Below are 20,769 nucleotides of genomic sequence, written 5' to 3'. Positions count from 1 at the left end.
CCCGCGGCGTCCACCCACCCACGGCGTCCACGGCGTCCACCCACCCGTTACCCGACCAGCAGCCGCGCCAGCAGCGCCGCCGGCCCTTCCGGCAGGCTGCCGTGGACGAGTTCGGTGCGGTGCACCAGCCGCGGGGCGGCGATCGGCGCGGAGGCGACGCCGGCCGCCCCGGCGAGGACCGGGGCCGGCAGCAGGGTGAGCCCGTGCCCGGTGGCGACCAGGGCCAGCAGCCCGTGCACGTCGGTGCCCCGGTAGCGGGTCGCCGGCCGGAAGCCGTCGACGCCGGCCGCGGCGCGCAGCCGGTCCGCGGTGGGGGTGAGGTCGGGGGCGTCCAGCCAGCGGGCGGCGCTGAGGTCGGCGAGGGCGACGCCGGCGCGGCCGGCCAGCGGGTGCCCGGCCGGCAGGGCGACGGCGACGGGCCGCTCGTCGACGGCGACGGTGCCGAGCGGGCCGACGTCGGGCAGCGGCAGCGGGTCGCTGGGCGCGGCCAGGCCGTCGACCAGGGCGAGATCGACCTCGCCGGTGGCGACCCGGGCGGGCAGCACGTCCTGGGCGAGGACCCGCACGACGAGGTCGACGCCCGGATGGGCCCGGCGCACCTCGCCGAGCACGCGCCCCAGCTCCGCCCCGACCGCCAGCGGGGTGGCTCCGAGCACGAGCCGGGCGCTCGGGGCGCCGGCCAGGCGCGCGACGTCGGCGCGCGCCGCGTCGAGCCGGACCAGCAGCGGCGCCGCGTGCTCCAGCAGCCGCCGGCCGGCTCCGGTGGGGCGGACCGGACGCCGGTCGAGCAGGCCCGCCCCGAGGTCGGCCTCCAGGGCGGCGATCTGCTGCGAGACCGCGGACTGCGTGTAGCCGAGTTCGCGCGCCGCCTCCGAGAAGGAGCCGAGCCGGGCGACGGTGACGAAGGTGCGCAGCTGCTGCGGATCCACGGCGGTCATCAACTCTTCTGATCGATGGGTAAGAAATCATCGTTGGCACTGATCTCGGGTGCGGCGTCAGGATAGCGGCATGACGTACCTGACCCCCCGGATCGCCCTCGTCGGCGACCGCTCCCCCGCCGTCCGCTCGCACGCCCGCGTCCCCGGCCTGCTCGACGCCCTCGCCGAACGCGACCGGCTCGTCCTGGACGCCTACTGGATCCCGACCGAGGAGGCCGCGGCACCCGGCGCACTGGCCGGCTTCGACGCGATCTGGCTGCTCCCCGGCAGCCCCTACCGCAGCGAGGCGGGCGCACTGGCCGCCGTCCGGACGGCCCGCGAGCGCGGCATCCCGTTCCTCGGCACCTGTGCCGGCTTCCAGCACGCGGTGCTGGAGTTCGCGCAGAACGTCTGCGGCCTCGCCGGGGTCGTCCACGGCGAGGAGCACCCGCAGGGGGACGAGCAGGTCATCGTCCCGCTCGCCTGTTCCCTGGTCGGGCACGAGGGCGCCGTCGCGATCACCCCCGGCACGCTCGCCGAGCGGGTCCTCGGCACCACCCGCACCCAGGAGCGCTACCACTGCAACTACGGCCTGAACGCGGACTACCTGGAGCGGCTGCGGACGCACGGACTGCTGTTCAGCGGCGCGGACGACAGCGGCGAGACGCGCGTCCTGGAGCTGCCGGACCACCCGTTCTTCCTGGCCTCGCTGTTCCAGCCGGAGCTGTCCGGCGACGGCAGCCGGCCGCACGCCATGATCCGGGCGCTGGCCGCGGCCGCCGTCGCGCACGCGGCGGGCGCGCCGACTGCGGTGTGACGCCAGCGGTGTGACGGCGGTGTGACCGTCACGGCGGGACCGCCGCAGGGTGCACACGACGCGGCCGTCGCAGGACGGCCGCCGGGCCGTCGGGTGCGCCGGGGGGCGCTCCCCGGCGGCCCGGGCACGGTGTCACATCGGCAGCGAGCGCAGCCGCACCGGCCCCTCCGGCCATCCGGCACCCGCCGCCAGCGGCGCCCACATGGTGCGCAGCGGCATCACCGCCAGCCGCCCCCCGGGCTGTTCCACCGTCACCTCCTCGGCGACCTCCCGGAACCCCAGTCCGCGGTAGAAGGCGGCCAGCGGCGGGCGGCAGAACAGCAGGGCGTGCCGGTGGCCGAGCTCGCGGGCGTGGTCGAGGGCGGCCCCGACGACGACGCCGGCCAGGCCGCCACCGCGCCGGTCGGGGGCCACGCAGACCCCGCCGACGCCGATCACGACCAGGTCGGTGCCGCCCACGGTGAGCGGCAGCGGCAGCAGGCCGGTGTGGGCGATCAGTCGGCCGTCGGCGGCCCGGATGCCGAAGTGGACGTCCTTGGGCAGGAAGGTCAGCCCGGTGTGGGCGACGCCGTACGGGTCGTCGCCGGGGCCGAGGATCTCGTCCTGGTCGGCGCGGGCGTACTGCGGGAGTCTCACGACGGCCGGCGGAGCGAGGAGCGCCGGTGCGGCGGGCGACGGCACGGGTGACGAGGAGGCAGGCGACGGCAGCACGGGTGACGAGGGTGCGGAAGTCGGCGGCGCGGAAGTCGGCGGCCCGGGAGAGAAACGATCATCCATTCGTCCATGATCCCGTCCCGGAAGGGCGAGTTCCAGGCTGTTCCCGGCCACTGAGCCCCCGGCTACTACGCCCGACCGCCGCGCCCCGACCGCTGTGCCCCGGCCGGAGGTCAGGCCGCGGCGCGCGCGGCCAGCTCCGCCCAGACCTCCTCGACCCGGGCCTCCAGGGCGTCCAGCGGCCCGCCGTTGTCGATCACCACGTCGGCGATCGCCAGCCGGTCCGCCCGCGAGGCCTGGGCCGCCATCCGGGCCCGGGCCTCCTCCTCGGTCATCCCGCGCAGCTCCACCAGCCGCCCGACGCGCACCTCGTCCGCGGCGTCGACCACCACGACCAGGTCGTACAGCGGCGCCAGCCCGTTCTCGGCGAGCAGCGGCACGTCGTGCACCACCACCGCGTCCGGGGCGGCGGCGGCCTCCAGTTCGGCGGAGCGGGCGCGCACCAGCGGGTGGACGACGGCGTTCAGCGCGCGCAGCCGGTCCGGGTCGGCGAAGACGACCGCCCCGAGGGCCGGGCGGTCCAGCGCGCCGTCGGGCCGCAGCACCTCGGGCCCGAACTCGGCCACCACGGCGGCCAGTCCGGCCGTCCCCGGCGCGACCACCTCGCGGGCGATGACGTCGGAGTCCACGATCACCGCGCCGCGGGCGGCGAACAGCCGGGACACCTCGCTCTTGCCCGCCCCGATGCCACCCGTCAGTCCGATCTTCAGCATGGCGCCAGGCTACCGGCGCCCGGCCGCCGCCGTCAGCCGAGGTCCAGGCTCTCGCCCTCGCCGAGGACGCGCAGTTCGGCGCCGGCGACCCCCGGCCCGTCCGGCCCGAGCAGCCGGGTCTGCACCGCGTGGCCGATCGGACTGAGCGTCGCGTCGTGCACCGGCACCGCGCGGCGCGGGCCGGCCTCCCGGACGTAGTCGATCACCTCGGAGGCCTTGCTCCACGGCGCCGCGAGCGGCAGCAGCAGGGTGTCCACGGCGTGCGGCGGCACGGTGAAGGCGTCGCCGGGGTGGAAGAGCCGGCCGTCGAACAGGAAGCCGATGTTCTTCACCCGAGGGATGTCCGGGTGGATCACGGCGTGCCACTCGCCGTGCACGCTCACCCCGATGCCGCCGACCTCGAAGGCGTCGCCCTCGCCGACCACCGAGACCCTGCTCCGCACGCCCTCCAGCTGGGCGGCCACCGCGGCGTTGGTCCACACCCGCAGCGTCGGGTCGGCCTCCAGTGCGGCCCGCAGCCGGGACTCCTCGAAGTGGTCCATGTGCTCGTGGGTGATCAGCACGGCGCCGGCCCCGGCCAGGGCCGCGGGGTCGCTGAACGCCCCCGGGTCGACGAGGACGGTGGTGCCGTCGTGCTCCAGGCGTACGCAGGCGTGTCCGAACTTGGTGATCTTCATGCAGAAAAGAATACAGCAAGGCTGCACAGTTTTGCTGCACACTTCTTCGATAGGCTTCTCCCATGGACACCCCCGCCCCAGCCCCCGACGCCCCCGTCCCCGCGGCCCCGGCACCCGAGACCCTCGAACTCGCCGCCGACCTGCGCACCGCCGTCGGCGAGCTGGTCCGCTCCCTGCGCCCGGACGACGCCCTGCCGCAGAACCAGGCCGGCGTCCTCGGCCTGCTGGTCCGCGACGAGCGCTCCTACACCGTCGCCGAACTCGCCGCCCGCCAGCGCGTGCGCCACCAGTCGATGGCCCGCACCGTCGCCCTGCTCACCGATGCCGGCCTGGTCGCCCAGCAGCCGCACCCCACCGACGGCCGCAAGCTGCTGGTCGCCGTCACCGGGCCCGGCCGGGCCGCCCTGCTCGACCAGCGCGCCCGCCGCGAGGCCCGGATCGCCGCCGCCATCGAGGCCCGGCTCACCCCCGAGGAGCGCGACCGGCTGCGCACCGCCGTCGGCCTCCTCGCCCGTCTGCACTGACCGCACCGGCCGCACCGGCCGCACCGACCGCGGGCGGGCGCCCCCCGGGGCCCGGTCAGGGCTTGACGGCCCCCGCCAGCTCCACGCGCTCCACGGGCTCCCGGTCCGCTGGCTCCCGGTCCACCGGCTTCCCGTCCGCCGGCTCGCGCTCCGCCCGCTCCCGCTCCACCGGCGACTGCGCCGCGGCCGGGCGCTGCGCCGGAAGGGTCGCCGGCGCGATGTCCGGCAGGTCGACGTGCTCGCTCAGCCCGAAGCGCCGGTGCAGTCGGCGCAGCGGTGCGGGCGCCCACCAGTTGAACTCGCCGAACAGGCTCATCGCGGCGGGCACCAGCAGACAGCGCACCAGGGTGGCGTCCACCGCGACGGCGACGGCCAGGGCGATGCCCATCTGCTTCACCATGAGCATGTCCCCGAGCGCGAAGCCCGCGAAGACGATGACCATCAGCAGGGCGGCCGAGGTGATGATCCGGCCGCTGCGCTGGACGCCCAGCTCCACCGACTCGGCGCAGCCGTACCCCTTGTCCCGCAGCTCCTTGATCCGGGCGAGCAGGAACACCTCGTAGTCCATCGAGAGCCCGAACGCGAAGGCGAAGACCAGCACCGGGATGAAGGTCTCCAGGCCGCCGGTGGGGCTGAAGCCGAGCAGTCCGCTGAAGTAGCCGTCCTGGAACACCAGGGTGAGCGCGCCGAGCGAGGCGCCCAGCGAGAGCAGGTTCATCAGCAGCGCCTTGACCGGCATGACCACCGAGCCGGTCATCAGGAAGAGCAGCACCAGCGTGCCCGCCGCGACCAGGCCGAGGGCCCAGGGGCCGCGCGACATCAGCTCGTTCTTGAAGTCGACCACGGAGGCCGCACCGCCGGTGACGTAGGTCTTCAGCCCGCCGCGGTGGTCCCGCAGCTCCTGGACGACCTTCTTGGCCTCGCCGCCCTGCGGGTCGCCGTGCACGAGCACGTCGACGGTGGAGACGGAGTCGCTCACCGGGGTCACCGCCCGTACCCCGCTCACCCCGGGCAGCTTGGCGACGACGTCGTCCGCGTAGGCCTGGGCGACGGTGGCGCCGCCCTCGACGACGACGGTGATCGGCGCGGCGGAGGCCTGCGGGAACCGCTGGTCGACGGTGTCGGCGACCTGCCGGCCGGCCGAGGAGGCGGGCAGTACGGCGGCGCCGGAGTTGCGCATGTCGGCGTGCAGGAAGGGCGCGCCGGCGGCCATCAGCACCGCGACGCAGGCGAGGGCGACGAGCACCGCGCGCTTGCGGACCCGGCGGACGGTGCGGCTGAAGAAGCCCTCGTCCGGGACGGGTGCGGCGGGCGTCTTGATCCGTGAGCCGGCGAAGCCGAGCAGCGCGGGGACGAGGGTCAGTGCGGCCGCGACGGCGATCACCACCACGCTCACCCCGGCCGCGGCGACCGCCCCCAGCACCGGGCTGGTGAAGACGAACAGGCCGGAGAGCGCGACGGCGACGGTGAGCCCGGAGAAGGCGACGGTGCGTCCGGCGGTGGCGGCGGTGCGTTCGACGGCGGCGGCGATGCCGGCTCCGTGGCCCCGTTCCTCGCGGAAACGATTCACCATGAGCAGCGCGTAGTCGATGGAGAGCCCGAGCCCCAGCACCGTGGCGATCGGCAGCACACTGGTGTCGATGTCCATGATCTTGCTGAAGCCGAACATGGCCAGCAGGGCGCCGCCCACCGAGGCGACCGCGCCGATCACCGGCAGCGAGGCCGCCGCGAGGCCGCCGAAGACCAGCACCATCACGACCAGGGTGAGCGGGAGGGTCACCATCTCGCCGAAGCGGGTGTCCTTCTCGGTCTGCGTCTTGACCTCGTCCTGCAGCACCAGGTCCCCGCCGACCGTGACGTGGGCGCCGGTCTCACCGTCGAGCGCCGCGAGCCGCTGGGTCACGGCGTCGGTCTGCGCGGAGGTGCTGGTGTCGGCCATCCGTACGGAGACCAGGCTCGCGGTGCCGTCGGCGGAGCGCAGCGCGGCCGGGGCCGGGCCGGTGCCGTAGGCGTCGAGCGCGGAGGAGACGCCGGGCAGCGCGGTGATCTCGGCGGTCGCCTTCTCGACGGCCGCCCGCACCGCCGGATCGTCGACCGGTTTGCCGTCCACGACGGCGGTGACGGTGCCCTTGGCCGGATCGGCCGCGGCGACCACGGCGTTGCCGCGGTCGCCCTCGGCGGTGGCGGAGGAGGCCCCGGCCACCGAGCCCTCGAAGACCCGCCCGCCGATCAGCACCCCTATGACCAGGATGACGGCCCAGAAACCGAGGACCCACCGCCGGTGCCGGAAGCAGAACCGGCCGAGGGCGGCGAGGCGCCCGCGGACCTGGTGGTCGGCGGACGTCGCGGGGGGAGGAGTCACTGCGGTGCTACGGCGCATGTGCAGGGGGTGCCTAGCGTGTGGGGCCGGGTGAGCGACCCATCGGGCAACTCCTCCCAAGGTAGGTGCTCACCCCGGAAACACCCATAGCCACCCCATGAGCCCCTTATCACAAAAATCCATGAGATAAGGGACAAATAAGTGAACGGGAAAAACAATGGGCCCCACCCGGATCTCTCCGGGTGGGGCCCACCGTTCAGCTACGCGCCAGGGACTGGCAGCGGATCAGAGCTTCAGCTCTGGCCGCCGGCCAGCTTCTCGCGCAGGGCGGCCAGGGCCTCGTCCGAAGCCAGGGCGCCCGAGCCCTCGTCGCTGGAGGACGAGTAGGAGCCACCGGCGGCGGCGGCGACGGCGTCGCCACCCTCGGCAGCGGCCTCCGCGTCGGCCTCACGGCTCTTGATGACCTGGGCCTGGTGCTGCTCGAAGCGGGACTGCGCCTCGGCGTACTGGCGCTCCCACTCCTCGCGCTGCTTCTCGAAGCCGGGCAGCCAGTCGTTCGCCTCGGGGTCGAAGCCCTCCGGGTAGATGTAGTTGCCCTGGTCGTCGTACGAGGCGGCCATGCCGTACAGGGTCGGGTCGAACTCGACCTCGGCCGGGTTGGCACCCAGGGCCTCGTTGGCCTGCTTCAGCGACAGGCTGATGCGGCGGCGCTCGAGGTCGATGTCGATGACCTTGACGAAGATCTCGTCGCCGACCTGGACGACCTGCTCCGGGATCTCCACGTGGCGCTCGGCCAGCTCGGAGATGTGGACCAGACCCTCGATGCCCTCGTCCACGCGGACGAACGCACCGAACGGAACCAGCTTGGTGACCTTACCCGGGACGACCTGACCGATCTGGTGCGTACGGGCGAACTGCTGCCACGGGTCCTCCTGGGTCGCCTTCAGCGACAGGGAGACGCGCTCGCGGTCCATGTCCACGTCGAGAACCTCGACGGTGACCTCCTGGCCGACCTCGACGACCTCGGACGGGTGGTCGATGTGCTTCCAGGACAGCTCGGAGACGTGCACCAGGCCGTCGACGCCACCCAGGTCCACGAAGGCACCGAAGTTGACGATCGAGGAGACGACGCCGGAGCGCACCTGGCCCTTCTGCAGGGTGGTGAGGAAGGTCTGGCGGACCTCGCTCTGGGTCTGCTCCAGCCAGGCACGGCGGGACAGGACCACGTTGTTGCGGTTCTTGTCCAGCTCGATGATCTTGGCCTCGAGCTCCTTGCCCACGTAGGGCTGGAGGTCGCGGACGCGACGCATCTCGACGAGCGAGGCCGGGAGGAAGCCGCGGAGGCCGATGTCGAGGATGAGACCACCCTTGACGACCTCGATGACGGTACCGGTGACGATGCCGTCCTCTTCCTTGATCTTCTCGATCGTGCCCCAGGCGCGCTCGTACTGAGCGCGCTTCTTGGACAGGATGAGACGACCCTCCTTGTCCTCCTTCTGGAGAACCAGGGCCTCGATGTTGTCACCGACGGCGACGACCTCGTGGGGGTCGACGTCGTGCTTGATCGAGAGCTCGCGGGACGGGATGACGCCCTCGGTCTTGTAACCGATGTCGAGGAGCACCTCGTCACGGTCGACCTTCACGATGACGCCCTCGACGATGTCGCCATCGTTGAAGTACTTGATGGTCTCGTCGATGGCGGCGAGGAACGCCTCGGCGTCGCCGATGTCGTTGACCGCGACCTGCGGGGTGGTGCTGATGGAGGAGTCGGTGGGGCTCGTCATTAGGAAAAGGGCTCCGGTACGGACATGAAGTCGTAGGTAATGCCACGCGGAGGGCCCGTATCGCTCCCACCGAACACCCGGACAGCCCAAGACGCGGCCCACCGGACTTCCCGCCATAGGCGAGAACCGGCGTCCGTCTTGCGACCGTGGGGGTCTTCGACAGAATGCGAGCGCGACCTGCTCCGTCCGAGGCGCGCAGGCCCGCAGCGCAACTTGTAGCATACGGGGACGGCCAGGCACGGTCAACGCCAAGAACGGCAAGACGGTGGAGCCCGGTACGGATCAGGCCATATCCTCCGATTGCGCACCTCACGGTGGCGCCCGCAGGGAGCCCTTCCCCGGATGCCACCGCCAGGATCCGGACCCTGACGGGCCTGGTCGCGGCAGCGGCGCTTCCGCACCCACACCCTACGCGATGGGCATTATCACCGTGGCCACCACCCCCCAGTCCGAGCTCCACGATCTTGACGCCGACGGCGACGACGCGGTACGGCGCGAGGCCGGCAGCGGGGAGAGCAGCCGGGCCAGCCGGCACTGGTGGGACCGCAACGCCGACGAGTACCAGGACGAACACGGCGAGTTCCTCGGTGACGACCGCTTCACCTGGTGCCCCGAGGGCCTCGACGAGGCCGACGCCCGGCTGCTCGGCGAGGTCACCGGCAAGGACGTCCTCGAACTCGGCGCCGGCGCCGCCCAGTGCTCCCGCTGGCTCGCCGGCCGCGGCGCCCGCCCCGTCGCCCTGGACATCTCCCACCGCCAGCTCCAGCACTCCCGCCGCATCGACCTCGGCCGCGGCACCGCCCCCGTCGCGGTCGTCCAGGCCGACGCCGCCGTGCTCCCCTTCGCCGACGCCTCCTTCGACCTCGCCTGCTCCGCCTACGGCGCCGTCCCGTTCAGCGCCGACACCGCCGCCCTGATGCGCGAGGTGCACCGCGTGCTGCGCCCCGGCGGCCGCTGGGTGTTCTCGGTGACCCACCCGATCCGCTGGGCCTTCCCCGACGAGCCCGGCGTCGAGGGCCTCACCGCGGTGGCCTCCTACTTCGACCGCACCCCGTACGTGGAGGAGGACGAGCAGGGCCGCGCCACCTACGTCGAGCACCACCGCACCCTCGGCGACCGGGTCCGCGAACTCGTCGCCGCCGGCTTCCGGCTGGTCGACCTGGTCGAGCCCGAGTGGCCGGCCGGCCTGGAGCAGGAGTGGGGCGGCTGGTCCCCGCTGCGCGGCCGGCTGATCCCCGGCACCGCGGTCTTCGTGACCGAGCGGGGCTGAGCCGGCTTGCTGCCCGACCGAGCGGCGGGGGCCGCCTGGCGCGACCTCCCGGTCCGCACCGCCCTGCCCGCCCTGCACGAGGCACTCGACGGCACCGGCACCGCCGTGCTCGCCGCGCCGCCCGGCACCGGCAAGACCACGCTGGTGCCGCTCGCCCTGGCCGGGCTGCTCTCCGACGGCCGGCCCGTCCGGCGCGTCCTGGTCGCCGAACCGCGCCGGCTCGCCGTCCGGGCCGCCGCCCGGCGGATGGCCTGGCTGCTCGGCTCGTCCGTGGGCCGCGAGGTCGGCTACACCGTGCGCGGCGAGCGCCGGGTCGGGCCGGACACCGTCGTCGAGGTGGTCACCACCGGCGTGCTCCTGCAGCGGCTCCAGCGCGACCAGGAACTGCCCGGCGTGGACGTGGTCGTGCTGGACGAGTGCCACGAACGGCACCTGGACGCCGACACCGCGCTCGCCTTCCTGCTCGACGTCCGGGCGGCGCTGCGGCCCGACCTGGGAGTGGTCTGCGCCTCGGCCACCTCCGACACCGAGGCCTGGGCCGAGCTGCTCGGCGGCGCCCCGGTGGTGGAGGCGCACGGCGTCTCCCACCCGGTGGACGTGGTCTGGGCTCCGCCACCGCGCGCCGTCCGGCCCGCGCACGGCACCCGGGTGGACTTCGCGCTGCTCGACCACGTCGCGGCCGTCGTGCGACGGGCGCTGGTCGAGCGGGAGGGCGACGTGCTCTGCTTCCTGCCCGGCGTCGGCGAGATCGCCCGCGTCGCCGGGCAGTTGGGCTCCGTCGGCGCCGAGGTGCTGCAACTGCACGGGCGCGCGCCGCAGGACGTGCAGGACGCGGCGCTGACGCCTTCCGATTCCCGGCGGGTGGTGCTCGCCACCGCCGTCGCCGAGTCCTCCCTCACCGTGCCCGGCGTCCGGGTCGTGGTCGACGCCGGGCTCGCCCGCGAACCGCGCACCGACCACGCCCGGGGGCTGGCCGCCCTGGTCACCGTCCGTGCCTCGCTCGCGGCGGCCCGCCAGCGGGCGGGGCGTGCGGGGCGCGAGGCCCCGGGCACGGTCTACCGGTGCTGGCACGAGGCGGAGGACGCCCGCGCCGCACGGTTCCCGACGCCCGAGATCGCCCTCGCCGACCTGACGTCGTTCGCGCTCCAGGCCGTCTGCTGGGGCGACCCGGACGCCACCGGGCTCGCCCTGCCCGACGCCCCGCCCGCCGGAGCGATGGCTGCCGCCCGGGAGACGCTGCAGGCCCTCGGCGCCGTCTCCGCCGACGGCCGGGCGACGAAGCGCGGCGTCCGGCTCGCCCGCACCGGGCTGCACCCCCGACTGGGGCGGGCACTCGTCGACGGAGCCCCCGCCGTGGGCGCCCGCCGGGCGGCCGAAGTCGTCGCCCTGCTGTCGGAGGAACCGCCGCGGGCGCTCGGGGACGACCTCGGGGCGGTCTGGCGGGCGGTGCGCTCGGCGCGCGACCCCTACGCCGGGCGCTGGCGCGACGAAGTCCGCCGGCTGCAGCGGGCGGCCGACGACGAGCCCGCCACCGCGCTCGACGACGCGACCGCCGTCGGGCTCGTCGTCGCCCTGGCGTTCCCGGAGCGGATCGCCAGGGCGCGGGTCGAGCGGCCCGCGCCCGGCGAACGCAGCCCGTACCTGATGGCGTCGGGGACGGCGGCCGAACTGGCCCCGGGCACCCGCCTCGGCGCCGTGCCGTGGCTCGCCGTCGCGGTGGCGGACCGCCCGGCGGGCGCGCACTCGGCGCGGGTGCTGCACGCGGCGGCACTGGACGAGCCCACCGCTCGGCAGGCAGGGGCGGCCCTGCTCGGCTCCCGCGAGGAGGTCCACTGGGACACCCGGCGAGGTGAAGTCGTCTCCCGACGGGTGGAGTCCCTCGGCGCGATCGAACTCGCCGAGAAGCCGCTCAACCGGCCCGAGGTCGCGCTCGTGCGGGCCGCCATCCTCGAAGGCCTCGCCCGCGAGGGCGTGAGCACCCTGCTGACCTTCTCGTCCAACCTCCGGGAACGCCTCGCCTTCCTCCACACGGCGATCGGCGACCCGTGGCCCGACGTCTCCGACGCCGCGCTTCTGGAACGCGCCGAAGAGTGGCTGGAACCCGAGCTCTCCCGCGCCCGCCGCCGCGCCGACCTCGCGAGGATCGACACGACGGCAGCCCTCCAGCGCCTGCTCCCCTGGGCGAGCGGACAGGCCGGGCGGCTGGACGAGCTGGCCCCCGAACGCATCACCGTGCCGTCCGGGTCGAAGATACGGGTCGACTACGGCACCGAACGCCCCGTGCTGGCCGTCAAGTTGCAGGAACTGTTCGGATGGAAGGCGGCCCCCGCCCTCGCCGGCGGCCGAGTACCACTCACCGTGCAGCTGCTCTCCCCCGCCGGCCGCCCGGCAGCGGTCACCGGCGATCTGGAGGGCTTCTGGCGCAACGGCTACCAAGCCGTCAGAGCGGACCTCAGGGGCCGCTACCCCCGCCACCCCTGGCCCGAGGACCCGACCACCGCGGAACCCACCAAACGCACCAACCCGAGGAAGTGACGGCAGAGGACCCCGCGACCCACGGGTGGGTAGCGGGGTCCTCTGCTGCCGGCAGGGCGCGTCACACGTCGCCGAACTCACCACAGCGGACGGCGGCCACGAACGACTGCCACGCGTCGGCGGGGAAGACGAGAGCAGCGCCCCCAGGGTCCTTGGAGTCACGCACGGGGACGAGGCCGGGGAATCCGGGGGCCACCTCGATGCACTCGCCCGCGTTGTCCCCGCTGTAGCTGCTCTTGCGCCACAACGCCCCGCTCAGCTCGGCGTTCTGCATATCGATATTCCTCCATCGCTTCGGCGATAAGGGCGTGGGAGTCGTCCATCGAGAGTACAGCCCCCCGGACGAGGTCGAAGTCCCGGCGACTCTCCTGCACGACCGCGGGAGCATCACTGAAGTGCCCTCGGTACAGGCTCTCCGAGTAGACCCACTCCTTCCCATCAGGCATCTCAAGCAGAATCACGGGCGTACTAGGCAACTTCCGAGCCCTCAACGCGAATGGCGCCACCTGAATAGCCACGTTCGTCCGCTCCCCCACAGACAGAAGGTGCTCCATCTGCCTTCTCATGACACCTGGTCCACCAATGACGGTTCGGATCGCACTCTCGTGGAGGATCGCGATCATTGACGGCCCATGCTCGGCCAGGAAGCGATCCTGCCGACTCAGTCGAGCCGTCATCCGTTCGGACAACCACTGCGGGTTGTTCCGGGCATCACCGAGACGGAAGATCTCATAGGCGTACTCCTCGCACTGCAGCAGACCGTTCATGCGCATGTACTGGAGGACCCGCACCCCCACGGCCTCCTCTTCCAGCTCGACGTACTTCTGGAACCAGTCCGGGTGCTCGACATCCGCATGCCAGTCCACTCGCTCCCAAAGCCGTACCAACAGGCCTCCCATGGCGAGGAATTCGTCGGCTCTCTCGACCATGTCCCGATCCATGGGCCGCTTGCCGCCCTCATACCGGGTGATCACCGTCCGATGACAGTGGAGGAGTGCAGCCAGCTCCTCCTGCTTGAGGCCGGCCTGCTCGCGCGCAAAACGGAGCGCTTCACCGAACATCACCGCCGGACTCGAGGTGAGCCCGTTATCCAGTCGCCGGTGTGACATCCCAGTTCCCCTCAGGTGCTGCGGGTCTCCGCACCTCGATTTGGTCGTCACCGTAGCTCCGACGGCCGATCATTGATACCGGAACGCGATCTTATGGATGCGTAGCGTGACATCACGCCCCCCTTCTCACGCCCCTTTCCGCCCCTACGAGGTCCCCCCCATGCTCACCACCCGCCGCCCCCGCACCTTCGCCGCGCGCCTCGACCCCCGTGCCGCCTCCACGCCCCTCGCCCGGCACCTCCTCCGGGCGTACCTCGCCGCCCTCCCATCCGGCGACCGCTACGCCGACGTCGCCGAGCTCCTGCTCGGCGAACTCTTCGCCAACGCCGTCCAGCACTCCGACGCCCCACCCGACCGCCTGATCGAGGTCCGGTTCGCCGTCATCGGCGACCGCCTCCGCCTCGAAGTCCACGACGCCGGCGCCGGCCGGCCCTCCGTCCACTCCGCCACCCCCGACGACGAGCACGGGCGTGGCCTCCTCCTCGTCAACGAGCTGGCCGAACGCTGGGGTTGCTGCCCCCCCTCGGGCGGCGTCGGCAAGTTCGTCTGGGCGCTCATCGCCCCGTCCCCCGCCCTCTCCCTCGTCACCGCCTGAAGGTGCGCCCGCGATGCAGCTTCCCCTCCTCACCCTCGCCCGGCACGCCCTCGCCCGCGGCTCCACCCCCGCCGAGGCCTACGCCCTCCTCGCCCGTCGCTCGCGCCAGCCGCTCCCCGCAGCGCGGGCCGTCTGCCTCGCCCTCGACATCCCGCCCGCCGAAACCGTCATCCGCCTCGACGACTGCTTCGACGCCCTCCTCGCCGACCCCCGCCCCGGCTCCGAGGCCGACACCGGCGAACTCCTCGAAGCCCTCGGCGTCTTCGACGTCCCCGCCACCCTCACCACCGGGTCCTCGAAAGTCGGCACCGGCACCGGCACCGACTACTCGACCGCCCCCGGCGCGCACCGCCTCGGCGACGGGAGCGTCGCCCTGGGCTCGCCGCGCAGGAAGTCGATCCACCCGACTTCCTGCGCGGTCCGGGCATCAGCCCGCCGAGCTTCACCGGTCGGGGCCTCAGCGGGCAGAGGTGGTGCCGGATCTCAGGCGGTCAGCACGGTGATGCTGGTCCAGTCCGGGTTCAGAGCGCCTTCGGCCAGTTCGGCGAAGATGCCCTCGGTGTCGAGCCGGCCCGTGGAGATCACGCCGTCGCCGGCACGGTAGAACAGCAACTCCCGGCCCACCGGCACGATGTGCGTCCAGTTCGGGGCGAGCTTTCCGTCGGCCAGCTCGGCGAAGACGCCGTCGGTGCCGAGCCTTGCCGTCGCTATCAGGCCGTCGTCGGCCCGGTAGAAGAGCATTTCCCTGGACATGCGCCCTCCTCAGTCGCAGGGACCGGGGCCGTCGCGTCCCCTGGGTACACGCGGCCGCCGTCGGGTCGGTCCCTTGCCGACCAGCTCCTTCCACGCTACGTGCACGCACCTTCCGCTGTCACCAGCCTGCCGCTCGACCTTCCCCGCACCTTTGAAGGGTCAACTTCGCTACCGGCCCGGCGATTACGGAGCGCCCCCACGGCGACTTCGCGTCACCGGCCCGGTTCAAGGCCGCCCGGCACCGCTACGCCCGCCCGCCCCGAGCAGCTCAGCAGCCGCCCGCGTTCGCCGAGCCCGATCCTCCGGAGATCCACGGCGAGGAGGACGCCGGCGAGGGCTTGGGCCGCACGCTGCGCTTGGTGGTCAGTACGACCTCGACGCCGGCGGGGCCGAGCAGCGCGGTCAGGGCCTCCTGCAGGAGCGCCGCGTCGGTGCCGGCGGGCGCCTTCCACTCCACCTGCCCACCGGTGAAGTCCAGCCGGCCGAGGAGCGTCTCCTCGGCCGGCGCGCGATCGCCCTCGTAGGGCTCGGTGATGCTGCGCTCCAGCCGAACGACGGGCAGCTCGGTCAGCGGCCGCCAGTCGCCGGCGCGCCCGGCCCGAACCAGCCGGTAGCGCTCCGCCGCCTCGGGCGGGGCGAACTCGATCCGGTGGACGGCGCTCACTTCCATCCAGGCCAGCGCCGGGACGGCAAGCAGGTACTCGACCCCCGCGATCACCCCGACCACCGTGGCGACGGTGCCTCCGGCCGCGTCGAGGAGCCACAGGAAGAACGCCGCCAGGAAGGTCGGCACGATGAGGGCCACCGGCACCATCAGCGCGTTCCTGACGGCCGTCAGGCAGTGCAGCAGCACAGTGCGCCGGGTGCCGCCGCCCTCGCGCAGGACGATGTCGGTCGAGGCGGGGCCGGTGCGCAGGACGCCATCCAGAGCCATACCAGGAGCGTAGGGCTGCCGACCAGGACCGACCAGAGCCCCAACGCGGCCAATGCGCGCGACGATCAACACGTCTGACGTTTCATCAGCTCCAGGGGGCCGGCCCCGGCCGTGGTGGGGATGACCTCCGGCCCGTTCGAGACCGCCCGGGAGCGCGGCATCCCACCCGAGCGGTACATCGTCCGACCGATCAGGCTGCACGGGAAGTCGGCCCCGCCGACTTCCCGTGCAGCCCGGGTACCGCCAGGCCGGTGGGTCCGACCGCTACGCGTCCGCCGCGGGAGAGGCCCACCAGGTCGAGGGCGACGCGACGGCATAGCCCAGCGACTCGTACAGCGGGCGGCCCAGCTTCGACGCGGTGAGCGTGAGCGGCAGGTCCGCCAGGTGGGCGAGGGCGCCGAGCATGACGGCCCGCCCCACGCCGCGCGACCGGAACGCCGACGCGGTGGCGACCCAGTAGTGGCTGCCGACACCGTCGTCCACGACGCTGACGCAGGCTCCCGCGGCCTCGCCGTCGATCGAGGCGACGAACACGTCCACGCCCGGCTGCCCGATCAGGTCCATCGGGAACAGCTCGCCCGGGCGGTGGGGCTCGAACCCGGTCAGCTCGAAGCCCTCGATCACGACCCGCTCGGCCGCCTGGAGGTCCTCGGGCCGCCGTACCCGGAGGACGTCCAGCGCCGGTGCGCCGACGGGCCCGGGCAGGCGCAGCATGACCGGCATCTGCCAGTTGCGCATGCCCAGGTGGTTCAGGTCGGTCGCGCTGTACGGATCCTCGGCGTACACCTGGCCCGTGGCCCGGCGGGCCAGCTCGCTCAGCTCGGCCAGTTCGCCCGGGTCGAGGTCGGGCTCCTGGATCAGGATCCGCAGGCCGGCGCGCTCGTCGCCGTCGACCGCGAGGAATCCGCGGCGCCGGATCACCTCGTGCCCCCGGGCTCGGCCGGTCGCGGCCCAGAAGGCGGCGGAGTTGCGGGCCTGACGCATCGGCGCCTCGGCCAGGGAGACGGTCTGGTCGGTCGAAGGGGATCCCGTTGTCATTGCGCCTACGCTAGTACGAGATTGACCCGCCGCACGGTCCAATTCCCCACGGACCCGATGGGCCACCGGCACGGACGGCGACGGGCCCGGGCACCACCGGTGCCCGGGCCCGTCTCCTTGCGCGGAGCGCGTCAGTACGCGGCCCGTCGCCATGCGCGGCGCGCCTCAGTGCGCGGCGGCCTCCCAGTTGGCGCCGACGCCGACCGAGACGTCCAGCGGGGCGCGCAGCGGGTAGGCGCCGGCCATCTGCTCGCGGACGATCGCCTCGACCTGCTCGCGCTCGCCCGGTGCGAGCTCCAGGACGATTTCGTCGTGCACCTGGAGCAGCATCCGGGAGGTGAGTCCGGCCGCGCGCAGGGCGTCGTCGACCCGGAGCATGGCGATCTTGACGATGTCGGCGGCCGAGCCCTGGATGGGGGCGTTGAGGGCCATCCGCTCGGCCATCTCGCGGCGCTGGCGGTTGTCGCTGTTGAGGTCCGGCAGGTAGCGGCGCCGGCCCAGGAGGGTCTCGGTGTAGCCGGTGGCGCGGGCCTCGTCGACGACCCGGCGCAGGTAGTCGCGGACGCCGCCGAAGCGCTCGAAGTAGGTGTCCATGAGGCCCTGGGCCTCGGCGGGCTTGATGCTGAGCTGCTGGGAGAGGCCGTAGGCGGAGAGGCCGTAGGCGAGGCCGTAGGACATCGCCTTGATCTTGCGGCGCATCTCGGCGTCCACCGCGTCGCCCGGGACCTCGAAGACCTGGGAGGCGACGGTGGTGTGCAGGTCCTCGCCGGTGGCGAAGGCCTCGATCAGGGCCTCGTCCTCGGAGAGGTGCGCCATGATCCGCAGCTCGATCTGCGAGTAGTCCGCGGTGAGCAGCGACTCGTAGCCCGCGCCGACCACGAAGGCGCGTCGGATGGCGCGGCCCTCCTCGGTGCGGACGGGGATGTTCTGCAGGTTCGGGTCCTGCGAGGAGAGCCTGCCGGTGGCGGCGACCATCTGGTTGAAGGTGGTGTGGATCCGGCCCTTGGGCGAGACGGTCTTGAGCAGGCCCTCGACGGTGGTGCGCAGCTTGGCCTGGTCGCGGTGGCGCAGCAGGATGACCGGGAGTTCGTTGTCGGTCTGGGTGGCGAGCCAGGTGAGCGCGTCGGCGTCGGTGGTGTAGCCGGTCTTGATCTTCTTGGTCTTGGGGAGGGCGAGCTCGCCGAAGAGGATCTCCTGGAGCTGCTTGGGCGAGCCGAGGTTGAACTCGTGCCCGGCGGCGGCGTGCGCCTCCTCGACCACGCGCTGGATCTCGGCGGCGAACTGGGCCTCCAGCCCGGTGAGCCACTCGCGGTCGGCGGCGATGCCGTAGCGCTCCATGCGGGCGAGCAGGGCGGCGATGGGCAGTTCCATGTCGCGCAGCAGGCCGGTGGCGCCGACCTCGCCGAGGCGGGTGTCGAAGAGCGCGGCGAGGTCGAGGACGGCGCGGGCCTGGAGCATCAGCGCCTGGGCGCCCGCGGTCGGGTCCTCCTCGGGGGCGTCGAAGGCGAGTTGACCGCTCTCGGTGGCGGGCGCCGGGGTGAGCGAGCGGGCCAGGTACTCCTCGGCGAGCACCTCCAGGGTGAAGGTGCGGCGGCCGGGCTTCTCCAGGTAGGCGGCGAGCGCGGTGTCGGCGACGACGCCCTCGATGGTCCAGCCGCGCTCGGCGAAGGCGCGCATGACCTGCTTGGCGATGTGCAGGGCCTTGGGGGCGGCCGGGTCGGCGAGCCAGCCGGCGAGGGCCCGCTCGTCCTCCTCGGCGAGCAGGGCCGGGTCGAACCAGGCGGCCGTCTCGCCCGCGGCGAGGGCGATCTCGGTGACCTCGCCGGTGCCGAGCGCCCACTGGTAGACGGCGGCCAGGGCGACCGGGGTCTTGCCGTCGGCGGCGTGCTCGCGCAGCCAGGCGGCCAGGGTGCCCGGGTCGGTGAGCAGTTCGCCGTCGACCTCGACGCCGGGGGCGAGCTCGGCCGCGGCCTCCTCGGCGCCGGTGGTCGGGTCGATGCCGAAGACGCGGTCGCGGAAGTTGGCGTTGCGGAACTCGAGGGACTCCATGAGGGTGCCGACGGCGTCCCGGTCGAACGCCGAGCGGGCCAGGTCGGCGACGCCGAGCGGGAGTTCGACGTCGCGGACCAGCTCGGTGAGGACGCGGTTGCGCTTGACCGAGTCGAGGTTGTCGCGCAGCTTCTCGCCGATCTTGCCCTTCACCTCGTCGGCGCGGGAGACCAGTTCGTCGAAGGACCCGAACTGGTTGACCCACTTGGCGGCGGTCTTCTCGCCGACGCCGGGGATTCCGGGCAGGTTGTCGGACGGGTCGCCGCGCAGGGCCGCGAGGTCGGGGTACTGGCGCGGGGTGACCCCGTACTTCTCGGCGACCTTCTCCGGGGTGTAGCGGGTGAGTTCGGAGACGCCCTTGGTCGGGTAGAGCACGGTGACGTGCTCGGTGACCAGCTGGAGGGAGTCGCGGTCCCCGGTGACGATGTCGACGTCGTAGCCGGCCGCCTCGGCCGCGGTGGCCAGGGTGGCGATGATGTCGTCGGCCTCGAAGCCCTCGGCGGTGATCCGGGGGACGTTCATGGCGTCGAGGAGTTCGCCGATCAGGCCGACCTGGCTGCGGAACTCGTCGGGGGTCTTGGCGCGGTTGGCCTTGTAGTCGGGGAACTCGACGGAGCGGAAGGTCTGCCGGGAGAGGTCGAAGGCGACGGCGAGGTGGGTGGGCTGCTCGTCGCGGACGGTGTTGGCGAGCATCGACGCGAAGCCGTAGACCGCGTTGGTGGGCTGGCCGGTGGAGGTGTTGAAGTTCTCCACGGGCAGGGCGTAGAAGGCCCGGTAGGCCATCGAGTGCCCGTCGAGCAGCATCAGCCGGGGCCGCGGGCCGGCCCCGCCGCCACCCGTCGCGCCCTTGTCCGTACTCTGCGTAGCCACGTCAACGTCCGTTCCTGCCGATTCCACTACCGGCCACCGATCCTATGGCCCGGCACCGACAAAAGGGGCGCCGCGCCGACCGGGCCGGGGCCACCGCGCCGACCGGGCCGGAGCAGCGGCACCGCACGGGCGCCGGAGCCGCCACGCCAGCCCGGCGTCGCCGCTACCCCCGAGTAGGACGGTCGTACGATCACAGGCAGCACGACGACGCGACCCCCGAACGGCAGGAGCTCCCCCATGACCGAAGCGGCCCCCGACGCGGCACCCGTCCTGAAGGTCCCGCAGGACGTGCTGGACCACTTCGCCAAGCTCGGCGTCGATCCGGGCACCTTCTCCGGCGGCCACCTCGGCGAGAAGCTCGGCATCCGGATCGTGGAGGCCTCCGGCGACCGGGTCGTCGGCACCATGCCCGTGGAGGGCAACCAGCAGCCGTACGGCCTGCTGCACGGCGGGGCGTCCGCCGCCCTGGCCGAGACGCTGGGCTCGATCGGCGCGATGCTGCACGCCGGCCCCGGCCGGTACGCGGTCGGCGTGGACCTCAACGCCACCCACCACCGCTCGGCCACCTCCGGACTGGTCACCGGGGTCGCGACGGCCGTGTTCAAGGGGCGCACCGCCGCCACCTACGAGATCGCGATCACCGACGACACCGGCAAGCGGATCACCAGCTGCCGGCTGACCTGCATGCTGCGCGACCTCTGACCCCGGATCGGCCCCGCCCGGCCGGGCCGACCGTCCGTCACATCCCTTGGCCGCCCCCTTGTTTGACCGTCCGCCCTGCTGGGCAGGCGTTGGTCCAGACAAGGGGGCGGCGGCATGTCCGGGGGCGGTCGGCGGGCTCCGCGCAGATATACCATTTTTGTAACGCTGCGTAATAAGTTTGAAATCCAAGCGCCGGCCGGTTCCGCGGCTCGCGAATACCACGGAACCCCTTCACCGCGCCCCTGATGTCCGGATTCCGGACGTGCACGGTCGGAACACGTACATCGGACACTCATGTCCGATTATCGACGCAGCCAGCCGTGACCCCCATTTCTGGGCCTTACATGGCCCGATCAGCCCTTACCTGCCCGATATCACTGGGTCGGCC

Annotated in this window: 19 protein-coding genes; 6 read left to right on the top strand and 13 right to left on the bottom strand. The window is 73.2% G+C overall.

The genetic code is table 11. The features are described 5' to 3' along the window. Positions 1–47 precede the first annotated feature (47 nt). Positions 48–938 carry a LysR family transcriptional regulator gene (locus tag ACFYUY_RS06930; protein WP_387898594.1) on the bottom strand — a complete coding sequence of 297 codons (891 nt, stop codon included), beginning with the start codon at positions 936–938 and terminating at the stop codon, positions 48–50. Between the two features lie 70 nt (positions 939–1,008). Here ACFYUY_RS06930 and ACFYUY_RS06925 point away from each other — a divergent pair, with 70 nt between their 5' ends. Beyond that, entirely contained in the window at positions 1,009–1,734 is a 726-nt protein-coding gene (locus ACFYUY_RS06925) for a hypothetical protein (RefSeq protein ID WP_387898592.1), read from the top strand. A 132-nt stretch (positions 1,735–1,866) separates the two neighbouring features. Here ACFYUY_RS06925 and ACFYUY_RS06920 read toward each other — a convergent pair whose 3' ends face one another. From ACFYUY_RS06920 to ACFYUY_RS06910, 3 genes are all read right to left on the bottom strand, one after another. Beyond that, positions 1,867–2,370 (bottom strand): GNAT family N-acetyltransferase, encoded by a 504-nt coding sequence (locus tag ACFYUY_RS06920; protein WP_360212396.1) that lies wholly within the window; start codon positions 2,368–2,370, stop codon positions 1,867–1,869. 251 nt (positions 2,371–2,621) lie between these two features. Then, positions 2,622–3,221: a dephospho-CoA kinase gene (coaE, locus tag ACFYUY_RS06915; RefSeq protein ID WP_387898588.1), complete on the bottom strand. Its 600-nt coding sequence runs from the start codon at positions 3,219–3,221 to the stop codon at positions 2,622–2,624. Positions 3,222–3,253: 32 nt separating this feature from the next. Then, a complete protein-coding gene (locus ACFYUY_RS06910) occupies positions 3,254–3,898 on the bottom strand; it encodes an MBL fold metallo-hydrolase (RefSeq protein WP_387898586.1) in 645 nt (214 codons plus the stop codon). Positions 3,899–3,960: 62 nt separating this feature from the next. On the opposite strand from ACFYUY_RS06910, the gene ACFYUY_RS06905 reads away from it, so the two are divergent. Next, on the top strand, positions 3,961–4,422 hold the full coding sequence (locus tag ACFYUY_RS06905) for a MarR family winged helix-turn-helix transcriptional regulator (protein ID WP_387898583.1): 462 nt from the start codon (positions 3,961–3,963) through the stop codon (positions 4,420–4,422). Between the two features lie 55 nt (positions 4,423–4,477). On the opposite strand, the gene ACFYUY_RS06900 is transcribed toward ACFYUY_RS06905, so the two are convergent. After that, positions 4,478–6,802: an MMPL family transporter gene (locus ACFYUY_RS06900; RefSeq protein WP_387898580.1), complete on the bottom strand. Its 2,325-nt coding sequence runs from the start codon at positions 6,800–6,802 to the stop codon at positions 4,478–4,480. Between the two features lie 233 nt (positions 6,803–7,035). Then, complete coding sequence (gene rpsA / locus ACFYUY_RS06895; protein ID WP_360212406.1) at positions 7,036–8,526, bottom strand: 30S ribosomal protein S1; 1,491 nt, start codon at positions 8,524–8,526, stop codon at positions 7,036–7,038. A 415-nt stretch (positions 8,527–8,941) separates the two neighbouring features. On the opposite strand from rpsA, the gene ACFYUY_RS06890 reads away from it, so the two are divergent. Both ACFYUY_RS06890 and hrpB read left to right on the top strand, forming a co-directional pair. Beyond that, complete coding sequence (locus tag ACFYUY_RS06890) at positions 8,942–9,796, top strand: class I SAM-dependent methyltransferase (RefSeq protein WP_387898576.1); 855 nt, start codon at positions 8,942–8,944, stop codon at positions 9,794–9,796. 6 nt (positions 9,797–9,802) lie between these two features. Then, the gene (gene hrpB, locus ACFYUY_RS06885) at positions 9,803–12,331 is read left to right on the top strand and encodes an ATP-dependent helicase HrpB (protein WP_387898573.1); all 2,529 of its coding nucleotides are present in this window, start codon (positions 9,803–9,805) and stop codon (positions 12,329–12,331) included. A gap of 61 nt (positions 12,332–12,392) precedes the next feature. Here hrpB and ACFYUY_RS06880 read toward each other — a convergent pair whose 3' ends face one another. Both ACFYUY_RS06880 and ACFYUY_RS06875 read right to left on the bottom strand, forming a co-directional pair. Beyond that, entirely contained in the window at positions 12,393–12,578 is a 186-nt protein-coding gene (locus ACFYUY_RS06880) for a DUF397 domain-containing protein (RefSeq protein WP_387898698.1), read from the bottom strand. Continuing rightward, positions 12,490–13,392 (bottom strand): helix-turn-helix domain-containing protein, encoded by a 903-nt coding sequence (locus tag ACFYUY_RS06875; protein WP_387898695.1) that lies wholly within the window; start codon positions 13,390–13,392, stop codon positions 12,490–12,492. The genes ACFYUY_RS06880 and ACFYUY_RS06875 overlap by 89 nt, the downstream gene beginning before the upstream one ends. Before the next feature lie 208 nt (positions 13,393–13,600). Here ACFYUY_RS06875 and ACFYUY_RS06870 point away from each other — a divergent pair, with 208 nt between their 5' ends. Next, on the top strand, positions 13,601–14,035 hold the full coding sequence (locus ACFYUY_RS06870; RefSeq protein WP_387898570.1) for an ATP-binding protein: 435 nt from the start codon (positions 13,601–13,603) through the stop codon (positions 14,033–14,035). Here the strand turns inward: ACFYUY_RS06870 and ACFYUY_RS06865 are convergent. The 5 genes from ACFYUY_RS06865 to polA all read right to left on the bottom strand — a co-directional run bounded on the left by ACFYUY_RS06865 (position 14,025) and on the right by polA (position 19,613). Then, complete coding sequence (locus ACFYUY_RS06865) at positions 14,025–14,438, bottom strand: hypothetical protein (RefSeq protein WP_387898567.1); 414 nt, start codon at positions 14,436–14,438, stop codon at positions 14,025–14,027. The two genes, ACFYUY_RS06870 and ACFYUY_RS06865, sit on opposite strands and share 11 nt — an antisense overlap. An 80-nt stretch (positions 14,439–14,518) precedes the next feature. After that, on the bottom strand, positions 14,519–14,788 hold the full coding sequence (locus tag ACFYUY_RS06860; protein ID WP_387898565.1) for a hypothetical protein: 270 nt from the start codon (positions 14,786–14,788) through the stop codon (positions 14,519–14,521). Positions 14,789–15,056: 268 nt separating this feature from the next. Further along, positions 15,057–15,722 (bottom strand): hypothetical protein, encoded by a 666-nt coding sequence (locus tag ACFYUY_RS06855; protein WP_387898563.1) that lies wholly within the window; start codon positions 15,720–15,722, stop codon positions 15,057–15,059. A 264-nt stretch (positions 15,723–15,986) separates the two neighbouring features. Then, positions 15,987–16,760 (bottom strand): GNAT family N-acetyltransferase, encoded by a 774-nt coding sequence (locus ACFYUY_RS06850; protein ID WP_360212422.1) that lies wholly within the window; start codon positions 16,758–16,760, stop codon positions 15,987–15,989. A gap of 165 nt (positions 16,761–16,925) precedes the next feature. Next, positions 16,926–19,613 carry a DNA polymerase I gene (polA, locus tag ACFYUY_RS06845; RefSeq protein ID WP_387898692.1) on the bottom strand — a complete coding sequence of 896 codons (2,688 nt, stop codon included), beginning with the start codon at positions 19,611–19,613 and terminating at the stop codon, positions 16,926–16,928. A gap of 303 nt (positions 19,614–19,916) precedes the next feature. Here polA and ACFYUY_RS06840 point away from each other — a divergent pair, with 303 nt between their 5' ends. After that, positions 19,917–20,381, top strand: coding sequence for a hotdog fold thioesterase (locus ACFYUY_RS06840; protein WP_360212424.1), 465 nt, complete (start codon positions 19,917–19,919; stop codon positions 20,379–20,381). The last annotated feature ends 388 nt before the right edge of the window (positions 20,382–20,769 follow it).

Source organism: Kitasatospora sp. NPDC004745 (genome assembly GCF_042873275.1).
Taxonomy (GTDB): Bacteria; Actinomycetota; Actinomycetes; order Streptomycetales; family Streptomycetaceae; genus Kitasatospora.
The sequence above is the reverse complement of the archived record's forward strand: the minus strand, read 5'-3'. Positions and strand labels throughout refer to the sequence as shown.

Coding starts and splice junctions, on each gene's coding strand:
- ACFYUY_RS06930 (WP_387898594.1), bottom strand. CDS start 938: ATGACCGCCGTGGATCCGCAGCAGCTGCGCACCTTCGTCACCGTCGCC.
- ACFYUY_RS06925 (WP_387898592.1), top strand. CDS start 1,009: ATGACGTACCTGACCCCCCGGATCGCCCTCGTCGGCGACCGCTCCCCC.
- coaE (WP_387898588.1), bottom strand. CDS start 3,221: ATGCTGAAGATCGGACTGACGGGTGGCATCGGGGCGGGCAAGAGCGAG.
- ACFYUY_RS06910 (WP_387898586.1), bottom strand. CDS start 3,898: ATGAAGATCACCAAGTTCGGACACGCCTGCGTACGCCTGGAGCACGAC.
- ACFYUY_RS06905 (WP_387898583.1), top strand. CDS start 3,961: ATGGACACCCCCGCCCCAGCCCCCGACGCCCCCGTCCCCGCGGCCCCG.
- ACFYUY_RS06900 (WP_387898580.1), bottom strand. CDS start 6,802: ATGCGCCGTAGCACCGCAGTGACTCCTCCCCCCGCGACGTCCGCCGAC.
- rpsA (WP_360212406.1), bottom strand. CDS start 8,526: ATGACGAGCCCCACCGACTCCTCCATCAGCACCACCCCGCAGGTCGCG.
- ACFYUY_RS06890 (WP_387898576.1), top strand. CDS start 8,942: ATGGGCATTATCACCGTGGCCACCACCCCCCAGTCCGAGCTCCACGAT.
- ACFYUY_RS06875 (WP_387898695.1), bottom strand. CDS start 13,392: ATGTTCGGTGAAGCGCTCCGTTTTGCGCGCGAGCAGGCCGGCCTCAAG.
- ACFYUY_RS06870 (WP_387898570.1), top strand. CDS start 13,601: ATGCTCACCACCCGCCGCCCCCGCACCTTCGCCGCGCGCCTCGACCCC.
- ACFYUY_RS06860 (WP_387898565.1), bottom strand. CDS start 14,788: ATGTCCAGGGAAATGCTCTTCTACCGGGCCGACGACGGCCTGATAGCG.
- ACFYUY_RS06855 (WP_387898563.1), bottom strand. CDS start 15,722: ATGGCTCTGGATGGCGTCCTGCGCACCGGCCCCGCCTCGACCGACATC.
- ACFYUY_RS06850 (WP_360212422.1), bottom strand. CDS start 16,760: ATGACAACGGGATCCCCTTCGACCGACCAGACCGTCTCCCTGGCCGAG.
- polA (WP_387898692.1), bottom strand. CDS start 19,613: ATGCTGCTCGACGGGCACTCGATGGCCTACCGGGCCTTCTACGCCCTG.
- ACFYUY_RS06840 (WP_360212424.1), top strand. CDS start 19,917: ATGACCGAAGCGGCCCCCGACGCGGCACCCGTCCTGAAGGTCCCGCAG.